Source organism: Nonomuraea sp. NPDC049028 (assembly GCF_043197735.1).
Lineage (GTDB): Bacteria > Actinomycetota > Actinomycetes > Streptosporangiales > Streptosporangiaceae > Nonomuraea.
Window position 1 is genome coordinate 136148 of record NZ_JBICTR010000005.1, and the last position, 16508, is coordinate 152655.

Genomic DNA, 16508 nt, shown 5'->3' on the forward strand with positions numbered 1-16508 from the left:
CGGGTTGTTCAGGTGATGGTGATACGGCCGCTCCAGGTCGCGGCCGCGGCGCGATAGATCGTGAACAGCCCACTGTCGAAGTACGGGGAGACTCCCGTGTCGTAACGGCCGTCGCCGTCGGTGTCGGAGACGCCGGTCGTGATGCCGTTGAGATAGCCGAGGCCCTGGTCGTCGCGGTAGCTCTGCAGCCAGGAGGAGCCGAGGGAGCCTTCGCCGGTGAACGGCGAGTCGACGCCGACGGGCTGGTCGGCGGGCGGGTCGGAGAGCCTCATGACAAAGGTCTGCCCGGTGGATCGCTCGAGGGTCGCGCCGGTGTAGGGCCGAGTCCCGTCGGGGTGGGGACCGGCTGGATAGCCGAAGACGTCGACGGCCGTCGTCGTCGTCTGGTCGATCGTCTGATTGAAGGCGAGGCCCTGCGCGCCGACGATGTCCGCCAGCCTCCCATTACTGGTCAGCGCTCCTGAGGCGGAGGGGACGACGCCGTAGTAGACGTTCACGAAGGCGAAGTCGCGGTCCTGATCCCTGTACGTCGTGAAGTCGTAGTGGGTGAACGCCTGCTTTCCGACGTACAGACCGAACGGGGTGGCGCCCTCGGAGTAGCCGGGCACGAAGGCCCACTTGTCGACCGTGGCCGAGGCGCCCTCCATGTCGTACACGCAGTGCGCGTCGGTGGCGACGAGGTTGCGGTACGCCGACTGGACGGCGGTGCCCGAACACCAATGCGGCTGACCGTCGGCGCCGACGAAGAACACCTTCCCCGAGGTCTGAGGCAGCTGCCCTTCCGCCTCCGGAGGCACCGGCACCACCAGACCGGGCTTACCGGACGGAACGACGGCGTCGGACGTGCGTTCCCCGTGGATCTCGGCCGGTGGGGCGTAGGGCGTGGCGCTCTTGAGGTTGGCGCCCCCATCGGCGAGCCAGAACGTCGCGACCTGCTGCCCACCCGCCATGCTGGCCAGCGGGGCCGACACCACGTCCGCGGCCTGAGCGGGCGTGGCGACGGCGGTGGCGCCCAGCAGCCCTACGCCGACACCTAGCGCGAGCAGCCTGCGTCGGATCATCGATCATCCCCGTTCCGTTGTGGCGCGTCCATGACGGCCTCATCAGCATGGAAAGCCGGTCTGGACCGACCAGCACCAAGATCGTAATCCGCGCGGGTCGTCTCGGGAAGACCTAATGCGAACTTATGTTCGACATTATGTGGAGCGTCAATTGCCACGGCTCGCACCAGAAGGCCACACGGCCTTGAGGCAGATGCCGTCCGCTGCTTTGGCGGGGATTTACGTGGGATAGACATGGATCATGTCCGGGCGATCCTCCCGGCCGAGAGCGGCGTGTCCGTGGGAGGCAGCAGGTGTTCGAGAGCCCGCGTCCACTGGTCGGCAGAACCGCCGAACTGGCCCACCTGTCAGGTCTCCTGGACGCGCGGAGGCAGTGGGTCTTTGTGCTGCTGACCGGTGAGCCGGGCATCGGCAAGACCCGGATGCTGGGCGCGTTCGCCGACCTCGCCCGCGAACGTGGCGTTACGGCCATCGCCGGACGGGCCACCGAGTTCGAGCGCAGCGCGCCGTACGGGATCGTGCAAGACGCGCTCGCCGACGCCCACCAGCATCCCGACCTCGCCGGACACCTCGATGGGCTGCGCGCGCTGCTGTCGCGGGAGAGCGGGACGGGTGACCTGGCCGGTCTGGACCGCCACCGCCGCTTCCGTGAGATGCGTCAGGGCGTGGAGCGAATGGGCGAGTCGAGCACGCTGGTGGTCCTGATGGACGACGTGCAGTGGGCCGACGACGCCTCGGTGGAGGTGATCGACTATCACATCAGACATCCGCCGAACACGAGCGCCGTGATCGTGCTCGCCTGCCGTACCGGCGAGCTGCCCAGAGGGCTGGCCCGGTCGCTGACCTCGGCGAACGTCGTCAACCTGCCGCTCGGCCCGCTGTCGGCCGCCGAGGCCGACACCATGCTCGCCGGGCAGCCGTCCCGTCCGGGGAGGCGGCAACTGTCCCGTCCCGGAAGGCGGCGGCTGTACGAGCGCAGCGGCGGCAACCCGCTGTTCCTGGAGATCCTGGCCACGCTGCCGGACACCCCGGCCGCCGACCTCGCGGAGGTCACCGGTGCTCTCACGGAGGTCACCGGGACCGATGCCCTTGACCGGTTGATCGCGGCCGAGCTCGCCGGGCTGGACCCGGACCGGCAACTGGTGGCCCAGGCGGCGGCCGTCGCCGGTGACGACGTGGATGTGGCGTTCGTGGCGGCCGTCTCCGGGCTGGACCCCCGTACCGTCGAGCCGGCGCTGGACGAACTGGTGCGCCGAAGGGTCCTCGGCACGGCAGGGCGGGCGCTGGTGTTCAGGCATCCGCTGGTTCGCGCGGCCGCGTACCAGCTGGCCGGGCCCTCCTGGAGGAGGGCGGCACATCGCCGGGCGGCGGAGCACCTGCTCTCGCGGGGCGCCTCGGACGTCCGCCGCGCGGTGCACATGGAGCACGCGATAGGCGTGGGCGACGCGGACGGGGCCGCGCTGCTCGTCTCGGCGGCGGGAGCTGTGTCGGTCAACGCGCCCGCGACGGCGGCGCGATGGTTCCGCGCCGCGCTGGAGGCGTCGCCCGCTGACGCGACGCCGGAGCTGCGGATGTCGCTCGCCGCGGCGCTCGCCGTGTCCGGGCGGTTGGAGGAGGCCCGGGGGCTGCTGGACGAGCTCGTACGGGAAGGCGACGGCAGCAGGGACCGGGCGGTGGGGCTGCTGTCCGCGATGCAACGGTCGCTGGGACGGCTGGAAGAGGCCAGGGCGCTGCTGACCGGCGAGCTGGCCAGGGTGGACGATTCCGCGGGCAGGCCGCCCCTCCTGGTGGAGCTGGCGGCGATCGACCTCTTGCAGGGCCAGTGGGACTCGGCCGCGGACAACGCCTCACAGGCCCTGGACCAGCTGGACCAGGAGAGCCCCCAGGGGGAGCGGGCGACCGTGCGGAGGTCTCCCCGGCCGGGGACATCGGCCTCGGCCGTCACGCTGCTCGCGGTCGCCGAGCTGTACCGCTGTCACTTCGCCGACGGATATCGCCTGCTCGCCCGCGCCAAGGCGCTCATGGACGCCCTGACCGATCGCGAGCTGTGCGACGACCTCGGCTTCGTGGCACCTCTGGCGTGGGGCGAGTTCATGGTCGACCACCACGACGACGCGCTGCGGCACCTGGCCCGCGGGTTGCAGGTCGCCCGTGACCACGGTCGCGACAACGTCGTCCCCCTGTTGCACGCGGCACGGGCCATGGTCCGTTCCGCGCTGGGCGAGATCGAGGCGGCGCTGGCCGACGCCGAGGAGGCGGAGGAGATCGCGCGTCATCTCGGCAGCGCCGAGATGCTCGCGTTCGCGCACGTGGTCAAGTCCCGGCCGCTGCTGTGGCAGGCGGGTCCCGAGGCCGCCGTGCCGCTGGTGGAGGAGGTGCTGCACGGTCCGGGAATGCGCTCGGCGTGGTGGCGGACCATCGCCGACGACGTGGTGTCGGAGGTGCTGCTGTCGGTCGGCCGTACGGAGGACTGCCGGCGGTTCCTGGCCGCCCGCGTCGGTGGCGATCCGTCGGGGCTGGGGCCCGGCGCGGCGAGTGTCTTCGCCCGTCGCGCGCGGGCGGAGGCGGCCTGCGGCGACTTGACGGCGGCCGGGCAGTGGTACGAGCGGGCCGTCGCGGTCGTGGCGTCGGGAGCGCCGCCCGCCCGGTCCGCCGACGTCGAGGCGGCCCGCGCGACGCTGGCGATGGCCGCGGACCGCCCGCACGAGGCGGACGCGGCGGCTCGCGAGGCCGTGGCGTGTCTCGTCACGGCCAGACTGCCCGTCGGCGAAGGCTTCGCCCGGATGCTGCTGGCGGAGGTGAGCGCGGACGCGGGCGACGTCCGCACGGCGCAGGAGCAGCTCGGCCAGGCCAAGGCCCTGTTCACGCGGGTCGGTGCGCCGTGGCCGGCGGCGCAGGCCGGGCGCAGGCAGCGCGGCACCGCGGCCCATGGGGCGGGCGGGCGGCTGTCGGAGCGCGAACGCGAGATCGTCGAGCTGGTCGGCGAGGGCCTGACGAACCGGCAGATCGGCGAGCGGCTGTACCTGAGCCCGCGCACGGTCGAGACGCACCTGGCCCGGGTCTTCCGCAAGCTCGGCGTCAACACCCGCGCGGCCTTGGTCCGCCGGTCGTCGGGTCAGGCGTGAGGTCACCTGGACATGGTGGATGGGCGGGCCCGGCCGCGGGATCCGTTGAACGACGTACCCCTGACAGGGCGGCATCCGTGAAATGACGGACCTTCCCGATTACGGGTCGGTGGCTCTTCGCCGGTGAATGGCCACGTGGTGAGAATTCGGACGGATCACCCGAGCACCACGAACGGAAAGGCCTCCATGGGCACCCCCAGAAGACTGATCACCGCATTACTCACCGCCCTCATCGCCCTGACCGGCTTCGTCGTCGCGTCACCGCCGGCCAGCGCCGACAGACTGGTCGCCGAGGCGTCGCTCCACTCCTGGCACGCCAACAACCAGAACAAGACCATCGACACCACGGTCAAGGTCTACGCCAGCGGCAACGTCTACGGCGTCTCGACGGTCGAGTCGGGCGTCTACCTCACCGGCGTCCGCCTGTGCGCCAAGGCCCTGCTCCTCAACGTCGACGGCATGGTCATCGGCGAGGTCGGCGGCGACTGCTGGGGTGTCAACGGCACCGCCTTGGGCTACTCCAAGCGTACGGAGAACTGGTCCGGGCAGGTCTCACCGGACATCGCCGAACAGACGTACGCGGTGTCGATCGTGCACTGGAACAACGGCATCGACTGGGGTCAGGTCCTCGGCTTCGCCAAGTTCATCTGGACCGTGTACAAGACGCTCAGCACCGACGGCTCCGACGCCTCGGCCAACACCGTGGTCCTGCCCAACTACCAGCCCATCCAGTTCGCCGGCAACAACGGCAGCAGCGGTGGTGGTGGCGGTAGCCCGCACAACCCCAAGCCGAACGATCCCTGACCGGAACCTCTTGGGGTGGCGCGACGACACATTCGCGCCACCCCTCCGGGCGTCACGCCGCGCCCCAGCCAGGTCAGCCCGGTTCCCGCACCCACGACCTCTTGAAGACCATCAAGCACCCTGGGGAATGCCGATCGAACGACACCGACTCATCCTTCAACTCCACAACCGGGGTGAACCCCACCAGTTCCCACCCCTCCGCGCCGAGTTCGTCGCACTGCCGCTGCAACTCGCTGCGGCTGACCTTTTCGCCGAGTCGCTTCATCTTGTACTCCCACACCATGCTGCCTGCCTCCCGCGCGATCACCCGTCCAGGTAACCCCGGATCGCCGCGTCACGCTACCGCGAGGTGGCCGCCGTCCATGGCCGGAGCTTTTCGGGGTTGCGTACCGCCCAGATGCGCCTGATCCGGCCGTCTTCGACCTCGAACGCCGTCACCGTCACAGTGACGTCGTTCTGCTGAGCCACCAGACCGGGCTGACCGTTGACCGTACGCTCCAGGATGGTCAGGTCGGGTGCCTTGCCGGCGAGGGCGAGGATGTAGCGGGCGATCCGCTCGCTGCCTTCGATCGGGTGGAGTCCGGCGCTGACCAGGCCGCCGCCGTCGATGATCGCCGTGGCGTCGGGGTCGAGGAGGCCGATGAGGGCGTCGATGTCCTTGGCCTCCCATGCCTGTTTGAAGTCCCTGACGATGCCGGACTGCCGCGCCGCCGGAGTTGTCGGCGCCTGCGAGGCAGCAAGACGGCGGCGGGCCGAGGAGGCCAGCTGGCGGCAGGCCCCCGGCGTACGGCCGACGATCTCGGCCACCTCGGCGAAGGAGTAGCGGAAGACGTCGTGCAGGACGAGCGCGACGCGCTCGGCGGGGGTCATCGAATCGAGCACGACCAGGAAGGCCATGGTGATCGACTCGTCGAGGGTGACGCGGTCCACCGGGTCGACCGGCCGCCCGGTGATCCACTCCGTGGGGTCGGGCAGCGGCTCGGGGATCCATTCGCCGACGTAGCTCTCGCGCCGGGTCCGTGCCGAGCCGAGCAGGTCCAGGCAGATGCGGCTGGCGACCGTGGTCAGCCAGGCGCCGGGGACTTCGATGGCGTCCTGCTGCTGCCGGGTCATGGCGTACCAGCGGGCGTAGGTCTCCTGTACGACATCCTCCGCGTCGGCCAGGGAGCCCAGGAGGCGATAGGCGAGATTGATCAGCTGACGCCGCTCACTCATGATCGCGCTCAGTCCCGGATCGGATGGGGTGGTCATGGTGACGATGGCTCCCTTGCTCGCGGCTGCCCTCACCCGTTCGACGAGACAGCCCACGGGACTGTGAGGTCGGCGCGTCGCCTGACGTTTTCCGCGGTTGTTTCGTCGGACTGCTGGGACCCGGATCGCAGTGATCAACAATGCCCGGGCCGGCTTCCTCGACGGAAGTTCTCGCAGCTGACAACCGCAAAGGAAAGCTTATGTTCACCGCTTATGTCGCGGTCACCATCTTCGCCGCGCTCTTGTTCGGCAGCGCCGCCGTCGTCTACCTGATCGGCCACGAATTTCCCAAGGCCCAGGCGGACATGAAGCGCCTGCCACGGTCGTGGGTACCGGTGCTGGGCATGATGCTGGCGGCGGGCTCTTTGGGGCTGCTGGGCGGGTTCGCCGTGCCGATGCTGGGCACACTCGCCGCCTACAGCCTCGTGCTGTACTTCGTCGGCGCGCTCCTGGCGCACCTGCGAGTGGGTTCCCGCAAGCTCGTGAACTGGGGCGGATTCTTCTTCACCGCGGTGGCCGCACTAGCCGTGAACCTGGCCTACCACTGGTCGTGATCCGTAGAGATCGAGAAGGGAAACTCGAACTACACCGGGTAATGAAGGCGAAGCGTGGCCGTCGCGCCGCCGTCCGGGGCGTTGGCGAAGGCGAGATCGGCGCCGATCACCCGTGCCTGTCCGGCGGCGATGGCCAGGCCCAGGCCATGGCCGTGGCCACGCTCGGCCCCGCCCGTACGGAAACGCTGCGGCCCCTCCGCCAGCAACCTGTCCGGGAATCCGGGGCCGTGGTCGCGTACGACGATCGTCGTGTCGTTCACGGCGACCTCGACCGGAGCGCGCCCGTGGCGGTGGGCGTTGATGACCAGGTTCGTGATGATCCGGTCGATGCGCCGCGGATCGGTGTCGACCACCGGATCACCGGTCACCGTCAGCCGAACCGCAAGCTTCGTCCGGGCCACGCACTCCTCGACGACCCGGCCCAGCGGCACCGGACGGCGATCGGCCCACTCCGCGCCCGCGTCCAGCCGGGAGATCTCCAGCAGGTCCTCCACCAGCGCCCGTAGCACCCGTACCCGGTCACGTACCAGGTCGGTGGCCTCGCTCTCCGGGAGCAGTTCGGCCGAGACGACCAGCCCCATCAGCGGGGTACGTAGCTCGTGAGCCACATCGGCGGTGAAGCGCTGCTCGCTCAACAGCCGGTCCCGCAGGCTGTCGGCCATCGAATCGATGGTGGCCGAGATGTCGGTGATCTCGTCACCGCCCCGGCCGCCCATCATGCTCCTGGCCTCCAGGTCGCCGTCCGCGATTCGCCGCGCGGTGCGGGCCACCCGCCTCAGCCGCCGGTTGGACGTCTCGGCGGCCAGCACGGCCAGAGGTACGACGATCGCGAGCGTGACCAGCGACGCCTTCACGATGTTCCGGTCCAGGGCCCACAGGCCGCGTATCTCCGAGCCCATGTCGATCTGCACGGCCAGCACCTGGCCGTCGATCTGCTGCGCCGCCCACATCCAGGGAATGTCCGGCCGGCGGTCGTCGTACCAGGTGCTGAACTCGCCGGTGCTCCTGGCCTGTCGGAGCAGCGCGGGCGGGACCTGAGCGGGCTGCGGCGCCTCGCCCGTACGCCGGTAGGTGTCCACCTCGGCCAGCAGCGCGCTGAAAGCCCGGTCCCTGCCCAGGCTCATGGACCGGTCGAAGGCGCTCCGGTGGACCAGCACCCCGACGGCCAGCGCGACCGCGCAGGACGTCACGGCCACCAGCGCGGCGATCTTCCAGCGCAATGACCGCCAGTTCAGCAGTCCGCGTGCGGCCTTTCCCACGTCAGCGCCGCAGCTTGTAACCGAAGCCGCGCACCGTCTCGATCCGGTCGGCGCCGATCTTCCTACGCAGCCGCTGCACGCACAGGTCGACGACGCGGCTGTCCCCGTCCCAGCCGTAGTCCCAGACGTTGCGCAGCAGTGTCTGCCGGTCCAGCACGATCCCCGGATTCGCGGCGAACTCCAGCAGCAGCCGCAACTCGGTGGGAGCCAGCTCGACCAACTCCCCGGCGCGGCGCACTTCCAATCCCTGCGGATCGATGGCCAGGTCCCCGAAGACCAGGCCGGTGGTCTCCTGGAGGTGTTCCGGGCCCGGAGCGAAGGCGGCCCGGCGCAGCAGCGAACGGATCCTGGCCACCAGCACGGAGGTGTCGACCGGCTTGACCACGTAGTCGTCGGCCCCCGCCTCCAGCCCCGACACCAGGTCGAGAGCGTCGCCCCGCGCGGACATCATCAGGATCGGCACCAGGCTCCACTCCCTGACCTGCCGGCACAGCCCGATGCCGTCCAGCCCTGGCAGCATCACGTCCAGGAGGAGCACGTCATGCCGCTCCTCCCTGAACAGTTCGAGGCCGGTCAGGCCGTCGCCCGCCGTGCTCACGCGATAGCCGTAGCGCTCCAGCACCATCCCGACGGTCTTGCGGATCACTTCGTCGTCCTCGACGAGCAGCACGGTCACCGGAGCCGACACCGAAAGCGACATTTCTCCCCAAAGGCCTGAGGCAACAGACGATACAAGCCGCCGACATCCGCGACGCCTCAGCCGTGTATCAGCCACGAATCAACCCTCATACGGAGGAGGGGTATAGTCCGCTCTCTACAACCCGTACATAGATGTACGAGATAGCGAGGAATGCGGATGCCATCCATTCAAGTGCGGCTGTCGGTGAACGGCCGCAAGCATGAGCTGGAGCTGGACACCCGGGTCAGCCTGCTCGACTGCCTGCGCGAGCACCTCGGCCTGACCGGTACCAAGAAGGGCTGCGACCAAGGGGCCTGCGGCGCCTGCACGGTGCTGCTGAACGGTGAGCGGGTCAACTCCTGCCTCGTGCTCGCCGCGCAATGCGCGGACGCGGAGGTCACGACCATCGAAGGGCTGGCGTCGTCAGAGGTCGGCCGGGCGATGCAGGAGGCGTTCGTCCGCAACGACGGCCTGCAGTGCGGCTACTGCACCCCGGGCCAGGTCTGCTCGGCCGTGGCCATGCTCGCCGAGTACGAGGCGGGGGTGCCCAGCGCCATAGGCGAGCCCGGTCTGACGGACACCGAGATCAGGGAACGGCTGGCGGGCAACCTGTGCCGGTGCGGCGCGTACAACGGGATCCTCGCGGCGGTGCGGGAGGTCGCCCGGTGAACCCGTTCTCCTACGTACCGGCTACCGACACCTCCTCGGCCGTTGAACTCGCCGCAAAAGGGGCGAAGTACCTGGCAGGCGGCACCAATCTCGTCGACCTGATGCGCCAGGGCATCGAGACGCCGCACGAGCTCGTGGACATCACCCGGCTACCGCTGGCCGACATCGAGGAGCACGCAGGCGGCCTGCGGATCGGGGCCCTGGTCCGCAACACGCGGGTGGCCGCCGACGAGCGGATACGTGATCGCTACCCGGTGCTGGCCCAGGCCATCCTGAACGGCGCCTCTCCCCAGCTGCGCAACCGCGCCACCGTGGGCGGCAACCTGATGCAGCGCACCCGCTGCGGCTACTTCTACGACCGGCACTCGGCCTGCGGCAAACGTGATCCTGGCGCCGGCTGCGACGCTCTCGACGGGTTCAACCGCACGCACGCCATCCTCGGCACGAGCGAGAGCTGCGTCGCCGTACATCCGTCGGACATGTGCGTGGCGCTGGCCGCCCTGGACGCCGTGGTCAACATCGCGGGCCGCGATCCCGTACCGCTGGTGGACTTCCACCGCCTGCCCGGAGACACGCCGCACCTGGAGACGGCGCTCGCGCCGGGGGAGTTGGTGACCTCCATCGACCTGCCGCCGGCTCAGCCGGGCCGCTCGGTGTACCTCAAGGTGCGTGATCGGGCCAGTTACGCCTTCGCGCTGGTCAGCGTGGCCGCCGTCGTCCGCATGGAAGCGGGCCGCGCCACCACCGTACGCATCGCGCTGGGCGGGGTCGCCGCCAAACCGTGGCGCGCGTACGAAGCCGAACAGCTCCTGACCGGCACCACTCTCGACGACGAGCTCATCCACCAGGCAGCCGAACAGGCGCTGGCCGGCTCCCGCCCACGCGCGCACAACGCGTTCAAGGCCGAGCTGGCCCGGCGACTGATCCGGCGAGCGTTGCAAGGAGTCAGATCATGAATCTCGCCGCACGCGGCTTCACCCTCGCCAGCAAGGCGCTGACCAGGCTGGCCAGACTCCTGCCCGACGGCAGGCCCGATCCCCTGGCCCACCACCGCGCCGAGCTCGGCAGGCCCGCCGACCGGCTGGACGGCCGCGCCAAGGCCACCGGCGCCGTCCGCTACACGGCCGAGCGGCACCTCCCCGGCCTCGCCCACGCGGTCGTGGTGGGCAGCACCATCACCAGAGGCCGGATCACCGCCGTCCACGTTCCGCGGGCGCCCGGTGTGCTGCTCGTGATGACCCACGACAACGCGCCCGCGATGAAGCGCACCCCCGCGTACGCCACCATGAAGGGCCCGCTCGGCGCCGCCGCGATGAGCCTGCCGGTGCTCAACACCGACGAGATCTTCTGGTACGGCCAGCCCATCGCGGTCGTCGTGGCCGAGTCCCTGGAACAGGCCCGGTACGCGGCGTCGCTGATCCACGCCGACTACGAGCCGTGGCCCGCCAGGCTGTCGATGGCCGACGGGAAACCGTACACTCCCGCGCACGCCGTGCTGGAGGAGCCCGTGACCAGGCGCGGCGATGTCCGTACGGCGCTCGGCGCGGCGGCGGCCACGGTCGAGGCCGAGTACACCACGCCGCTGGAACACCACAACGCCATGGAACCGCACGCCACCGTGGCCAACTGGGAGGGCGACCGCCTCACGGTCTACGACACCGCGCAGTACCCCTATGGCGTCAAGGAGATGCTGGCCAAGAAGTTCTCACTCGCCGAGGAGAACGTCCGCGTGCTGGCGCCGTTCATCGGCGGCGGCTTCGGCGGCAAGACTCCGGCCTGGCCGCACGTCTGGCTCACGGTGGCGGCGGCCAAGCTCTTGGGCCGTCCCGTCAAGCTCGTGCTCTCGCGGGCCGACGTGTTCGCCATGACCGGCGGCCGGGCCCCGACCCGTAGCCGCGTCGCGCTCGGCGCCGACGCGACGGGACGGCTCACCGCGCTCGAACACGACGCCCTGGCCCCGTGCACGACCGACGAGTTCGCCGAGGCCGCCGTGGTCGCCTCCCGCCATCTGTACGCCTGCCCGAATGTCCATGTCGTTCAGCAGGTGGTCCGCCTGGACCGCATCCAGAACGCCTTCTTCCGTGGCCCGGGCGTCGCCCCCGGATCCTTCGCGCTGGAATCCGCCATGGACGAGCTGGCCTGGCGGCTCGGCCTCGACCCGCTTGAGCTGCGCCTGCGCAACGAACCTGAGCGGGACCCGATGAGCGGAATCAGCTTCACCAGCCGCCACTTGCGTGAGGCGTACGCCCTGGGCGCCGAGGCGTTCGGCTGGTCACAGCGCCCACCCGCGCCCCGCGCGACGCGGGACGGCCGCTGGCTCATCGGGCATGGAATGGCCGCGGCGATCAACCCCGACGCCGTGCTCATCGCCGGAGTCAAGCTGCGCCTGTCCGCCGACGGCACCGTCACCATCCGCAGCAGCACCAACGAACTGGGCGCCGGCACCTCGACCGCGCAGAGCCAGGCCACGGCCGACCGTCTTGGGCTGCCTCTCGACCGGATCCGCTTCGAGCAGGGCGATTCCAACGTGGCCAGGACCCGCATCCCCGGTGCCTCGGCCGCGACCACGACGCTCGCCTCGGCCGTCTGGTCCGCCCGCGACAACCTCGTCCGCGAGCTGCTGAAGCTGGTGCGCGACACCGACTCACCGCTGGCGGGACGGTCGTTCGAGGAGGTGGACACCCGCGACGGTGGCCTGTTCGGGCCCCGTGGGGGTGAGAGCTATGAGCGCATTCTGGCCAGGGCAGGGCAGGAGGCCGTGGAGGTGGCGGGGAAGTCGGCGGTGCCGTACCAGACCATCAAGCGGGGCACCTACTCCTACGGTGCGCACTTCTGCGAGGTGCGGGTCGACGAGGAGACCGGCGAGGCGCGCGTAACGCGCTGGGTCGGCGCCTTCGACGGCGGCAGGATCGTCAACCCCAAGCAGGCCACCAGCCAGATGCGCGGCGGCATCATCATGGGCATCGGCATGGCATTGACCGAGGAGACGCTGCTCGACGAGCGCACCGGCCTCATCGTCAACCGCGGCCTGGCCGAGTACCACGTGCCCACGCACGCCGACGTGCCCGACATCGACATCCACTTCGTCGACCAGCCCGACCCGCAGACCCCGCTGGGCGCCAAGGGCATCGGCGAGCTCGGCATCGTGGGGGTGGCGGCCGCCATCGCGAACGCCGTCTACCACGCGACCGGCGAACGCGTCCGCTCCCTCCCCATCACTCCGGACAAACTCATGTAGCCAGATTGGAATACGGTAGGGGGGTATAGTATGTTGAAGGAGTCGAAAGCGTTCCTGACGGCCGAGGAGGCGGTATGACATGAACACCGCGAGCAAACTAGGTGCCTACGCTGTGGGGCTGGCCGTCGTCTTCGGCGGCGCCCTGGGCGTCGGAAACGCGGTCGGGGAAGGCACCCCCGCACCGGCGCCCCCCAGCCATGGGAGCGCCCACACCACTCCCACTCAGGTCGGCGCAAAACCGCAGGACGATACCCCCGGGGGGCTGCAGGTGTCCCAGAACGGCTACACCCTCAATCCGTTGACCACCGTCAAGACCGGCGAGCCCACCGATTTCCGGTTCGCTGTGACAGGGCCCGATGGCAAGCCGGTGACCGACTATCAGGTTCAGCACGACAAGAAGCTCCATTTCATCGTGGTCTCGCGTGACCTGGCGACGTTCCAGCACCTGCACCCCGAACAGGCCGGCGACGGCGTGTGGTCGGTGAAGCTGACGCTGGACGCTCCTGGCACCTACCGGGCCTTCGCCGACTTCGCTCCCGCGGGCGGGAGCGGTCTGACCCTTGGTACGGATGTGCCGGTCGCGGGCGACTACGCGCCGCGGGCCCTGCCTGCGGTCAGCCGTACGGCGGAGGTGGACGGTTACACGGTTACCCTCACCGGTGACCTGGTTCCCGGCCAGGCGAGCAAGCTCACGCTGAGCGTGAGCAAGGACGGCAAGCCGGTGACGGATCTGCAGCCATATCTGGGGGCGTACGGCCACCTGGTGGCGCTGCGGGCGGGGGATTTGGCCTATCTGCACGTACATCCAGAGGAAAGCGACAAGGCCGGGCCCGAGATCACCTTCTACGCCGAAGTGCCCAGCGGCGGCGACTACCGGCTGTTCCTGGACTTCCAGCACGCCGGCAAGGTGCGCACCGCCGATTTCACCGCCCGAGCAGGGGCCGGACAGCCCAAGCCCGCGGCGGAGCCGAGCGTCAGCCCGTCCCACGGCGACCACACGCACTGAGTAGAAAGGGGGAGTGATGTCTTCCCTCACTGAAGGCAGAGCTGTCGAACTCACCATCGGCGGCATGACGTGCGCATCCTGCGCCAACCGCATCGAACGCAAGCTGAACAAGCTCGAAGGCGTGACCGCGACCGTCAACTACGCGACGGAGAAGGCGAAGGTCACCTTCCCCGATGGCGTGGATCCGCAGCAGTTGATCGCGGAGGTGGAGAAGGTCGGCTACACGGCCGCGCTGCCCGCCCCGCCCAAGACGGAGGCGCAGCGGCAGGAGGAGCCGGAGGACGAGCTGCGGCCGCTGCGTCAGCGCCTGCGCACCTCGTTGGTGCTGAGCGTGCCGGTGGTGGCGATGGCGATGGTCCCGGCGCTGCAGTTCACCAACTGGCAGTGGCTGTCGCTGGTGCTGGCCGCGCCGGTGGTGGTGTACGCGGGCTGGCCCTTCCACAAGGCCGCCTGGACCAACCTCCGGCACGGCGCCGCGACCATGGACACGCTGATCTCGCTGGGCACGCTGGCCGCGCTCGGATGGTCGCTGTGGGCCCTGTTCTTCGGCACCGCGGGCACGCCCGGCATGACGCATCCCTTCACGTTCACCATTGAGCGCTCCGACGGTTCGGGCAACATCTACCTCGAGACGGCGGCGGCGGTGACCGCGTTCATCCTGGCCGGTCGCTACTTCGAGGCCCGCGCCAAACGCCGCGCCGGCGCGGCACTGAAGGCGCTGCTGGAACTGGGCGCCAAAGAGGTCGAACTGGCCGACGGCCGCCGCATACCCACCGAGCAACTGCAGGTCGGTGACACCTTCGTCGTACGGCCGGGCGAGAAGATCGCCACGGACGGCGTGATCACCGAGGGCAGCTCCGCCGTGGACGCCTCGATGCTGACCGGCGAATCCGTGCCCGTCGAGGTGAAGCCCGGCGACGCGGTCACCGGCGCGACGGTGAACGCGGGCGGCCGTTTGATCGTCAAGGCCACCCGAGTGGGCGCGGACACCCAGCTGGCGCAGATGGCCAGGCTGGTCGAGGAGGCGCAGACCGGCAAGGCACAGGTGCAGCGGCTGGCCGACCGCATCTCCGGGATCTTCGTACCGATCGTGATCGCGTTGGCGGTCGGGACACTCGGATACTGGCTCGGCACGGGCAACGGCGCGGCGGCGGCGTTCACCGCGGCGGTCGCCGTACTGATCATCGCCTGCCCCTGCGCGCTGGGCCTGGCCACGCCGACCGCGCTGCTGGTCGGCACCGGGCGGGGCGCACAGCTGGGCATCCTGATCAAGGGCCCGGAAGTGCTGGAGTCGACCCGCAAGGTCGACACGATCGTGCTGGACAAGACCGGTACGGTCACCGAGGGCAAGATGACCCTGGTCGCCGTCCACCTCGCTGAGGGAGAGAACCGCGAAGAGGTCCTCAGGCTGGCGGGCGCGCTGGAGCACGCCTCCGAGCACCCGATCGCCCAGGCCATCGCCCGCGAGGCCCGATCCGACGCCACGGTGGAGGACTTCGCCAACGTCGAAGGGCTCGGCGTACAGGGCATCGTCGACGGCCACGCGGTGCTGGTCGGCCGTCCCCGGCTGCTGGCGGAGTGGTCCCAGCACCTGCCCGTCGACCTGGAACGCGAGCTCGCCGACGAGCAGGCCAAGGGCCGCACCGCGGTCGCGGTCGGCTGGGACGGCCAGGCCCGCGCCGTGCTGGTGGTGGCCGACGTGGTCAAGCCGACCAGCAAGCAGGCCATCGCCGACCTGCGGGCACTCGGCCTGACACCGGTGCTGCTGACCGGCGACAACGAGGCCGTGGCCCGTACGGTGGCGGCCGAGGTGGGCATCGACGACGTGATAGCCGAAGTGCTGCCCGCCGACAAGGTCGACGCCGTCAAGAAGCTGCAGGCCGAGGGCAAGGTCGTGGCCATGGTGGGTGACGGGGTCAACGACGCCGCCGCCCTCGCCCAGGCCGACCTGGGCCTGGCGATGGGCACCGGCACCGACGCCGCCATCGAGGCATCCGACCTGACCCTGGTCAGGGGCGATCTGCGGGTGACGGCCGACGCGCTGCGCCTGTCCCGCCGCACGCTGTCGACCATCAAGGGCAACCTGTTCTGGGCCTTCGCCTACAACGTGGCCGCCCTGCCACTGGCCGCGCTCGGCCTGCTCAACCCGATGATCGCGGGGGCCGCGATGGCGTTCTCCAGCGTGTTCGTGGTGAGCAACAGCCTGCGCCTGCGCCGCTTCAAGTAATCCATTCGCGTGGCCGAAGGCGCTCATCGCCTTCGGCCACTCAGTGGTGATACTGGTGCACCACCGCATGGCCCTTGCCCCGGGAGATCAGCCACTTGTTCACCGGCGTCGTCACCACGAAGGCCACGACCAACGACCCGGCCAGCGACGCCCAGAACAGCCAGCTGGTCAGCCCCGCGTCCATGGCACCGGGCACAACCACGACCACCGCGTTGTCCATGATCTCCATCACCGCGATGGAGACGGTGTCCGCGGCCAGCGCCACCTTCAACGCGTCGCGAAAGCCGAGTCCGGCCCGCAGCACGCCACGCATGGTCAGCCCGTAGCCGAACACGAAGGCCAACACCACCGACAGCACCACGGTGGTGAAGTTGGACAGGCCGGCGGCGGTGCCGATGACCATGCCCAGCACCTCGCCGATGGCGCATCCGGTCAGGCAGTGCAGGGTCGCCTGCGCGGCCACCGTCCACGTGGCCGTGGGAGGGGCGTGGTGACCGGTGGCCGGTTGATCGCTGTGGTCCATGATGCTGCTCCTTAGCTGGCGTCAAGCCTTGAGCATACTCATAGGGGGTATCTCATCGCATTTGTCGCTGGTACGGCGGCGTGTATCCAGCTCGCCGGTTCGTAAACTGGCC

Annotated in this window: 14 protein-coding genes; 8 read left to right on the forward strand and 6 right to left on the reverse strand. The window is 69.9% G+C overall.

Annotated elements, in window-relative coordinates; genetic code table 11:
* Positions 1 to 8: 8 nt before the first annotated feature.
* Positions 9 to 1061 (reverse strand): hypothetical protein, encoded by a 1053-nt coding sequence (locus tag ACGFJ2_RS20180; protein ID WP_393470301.1) that lies wholly within the window; start codon positions 1059 to 1061, stop codon positions 9 to 11.
* 293 nt (positions 1062 to 1354) lie between these two features.
* Here ACGFJ2_RS20180 and ACGFJ2_RS20185 point away from each other — a divergent pair, with 293 nt between their 5' ends.
* Together ACGFJ2_RS20185 and ACGFJ2_RS20190 are read left to right on the forward strand one after the other, a co-directional pair.
* Positions 1355 to 4186, forward strand: a complete 2832-nt coding sequence (locus tag ACGFJ2_RS20185) for an AAA family ATPase (RefSeq protein WP_393470304.1) — start codon at positions 1355 to 1357, stop codon at positions 4184 to 4186.
* A gap of 186 nt (positions 4187 to 4372) precedes the next feature.
* Positions 4373 to 4990: a hypothetical protein gene (locus ACGFJ2_RS20190; protein ID WP_357938520.1), complete on the forward strand. Its 618-nt coding sequence runs from the start codon at positions 4373 to 4375 to the stop codon at positions 4988 to 4990.
* 73 nt (positions 4991 to 5063) lie between these two features.
* Here the strand turns inward: ACGFJ2_RS20190 and ACGFJ2_RS20195 are convergent, their stop codons facing one another.
* Together ACGFJ2_RS20195 and sigJ are read right to left on the reverse strand one after the other, a co-directional pair.
* Positions 5064 to 5297 (reverse strand): hypothetical protein, encoded by a 234-nt coding sequence (locus ACGFJ2_RS20195; RefSeq protein ID WP_393470307.1) that lies wholly within the window; start codon positions 5295 to 5297, stop codon positions 5064 to 5066.
* Positions 5298 to 5329: 32 nt separating this feature from the next.
* The gene (sigJ, locus tag ACGFJ2_RS20200) at positions 5330 to 6241 is read right to left on the reverse strand and encodes an RNA polymerase sigma factor SigJ (protein ID WP_393470310.1); all 912 of its coding nucleotides are present in this window, start codon (positions 6239 to 6241) and stop codon (positions 5330 to 5332) included.
* Positions 6242 to 6441: 200 nt separating this feature from the next.
* Between sigJ and ACGFJ2_RS20205 the strand changes: the two genes are divergently transcribed.
* The gene (locus ACGFJ2_RS20205; protein WP_357938526.1) at positions 6442 to 6795 is read left to right on the forward strand and encodes a DoxX family protein; all 354 of its coding nucleotides are present in this window, start codon (positions 6442 to 6444) and stop codon (positions 6793 to 6795) included.
* A 29-nt stretch (positions 6796 to 6824) separates the two neighbouring features.
* Here ACGFJ2_RS20205 and ACGFJ2_RS20210 read toward each other — a convergent pair whose 3' ends face one another.
* Entirely contained in the window at positions 6825 to 8054 is a 1230-nt protein-coding gene (locus ACGFJ2_RS20210) for an ATP-binding protein (RefSeq protein WP_393470313.1), read from the reverse strand.
* Position 8055: 1 nt separating this feature from the next.
* A complete protein-coding gene (cseB, locus tag ACGFJ2_RS20215) occupies positions 8056 to 8754 on the reverse strand; it encodes a two-component system response regulator CseB (RefSeq protein WP_393470316.1) in 699 nt (232 codons plus the stop codon).
* Positions 8755 to 8910: 156 nt separating this feature from the next.
* On the opposite strand from cseB, the gene ACGFJ2_RS20220 reads away from it, so the two are divergent.
* The 5 genes from ACGFJ2_RS20220 to ACGFJ2_RS20240 all read left to right on the forward strand — a co-directional run bounded on the left by ACGFJ2_RS20220 (position 8911) and on the right by ACGFJ2_RS20240 (position 15873).
* Positions 8911 to 9402 carry a 2Fe-2S iron-sulfur cluster-binding protein gene (locus ACGFJ2_RS20220; protein WP_357938532.1) on the forward strand — a complete coding sequence of 164 codons (492 nt, stop codon included), beginning with the start codon at positions 8911 to 8913 and terminating at the stop codon, positions 9400 to 9402.
* Positions 9399 to 10358, forward strand: coding sequence for a xanthine dehydrogenase family protein subunit M (locus tag ACGFJ2_RS20225; protein WP_357938534.1), 960 nt, complete (start codon positions 9399 to 9401; stop codon positions 10356 to 10358). The genes ACGFJ2_RS20220 and ACGFJ2_RS20225 overlap by 4 nt, the downstream gene beginning before the upstream one ends.
* Positions 10355 to 12640 carry a xanthine dehydrogenase family protein molybdopterin-binding subunit gene (locus ACGFJ2_RS20230; RefSeq protein ID WP_393470320.1) on the forward strand — a complete coding sequence of 762 codons (2286 nt, stop codon included), beginning with the start codon at positions 10355 to 10357 and terminating at the stop codon, positions 12638 to 12640. Before ACGFJ2_RS20225 ends, ACGFJ2_RS20230 begins: the two co-directional genes overlap by 4 nt.
* A gap of 79 nt (positions 12641 to 12719) precedes the next feature.
* Positions 12720 to 13646, forward strand: coding sequence for a hypothetical protein (locus ACGFJ2_RS20235; RefSeq protein ID WP_393470323.1), 927 nt, complete (start codon positions 12720 to 12722; stop codon positions 13644 to 13646).
* Positions 13647 to 13662: 16 nt separating this feature from the next.
* Entirely contained in the window at positions 13663 to 15873 is a 2211-nt protein-coding gene (locus ACGFJ2_RS20240; protein ID WP_393470326.1) for a heavy metal translocating P-type ATPase, read from the forward strand.
* A gap of 40 nt (positions 15874 to 15913) precedes the next feature.
* Here the strand turns inward: ACGFJ2_RS20240 and ACGFJ2_RS20245 are convergent, their stop codons facing one another.
* Positions 15914 to 16396, reverse strand: a complete 483-nt coding sequence (locus ACGFJ2_RS20245; RefSeq protein WP_357938542.1) for a DUF4396 domain-containing protein — start codon at positions 16394 to 16396, stop codon at positions 15914 to 15916.
* Between the last annotated feature and the right edge of the window lie 112 nt (positions 16397 to 16508).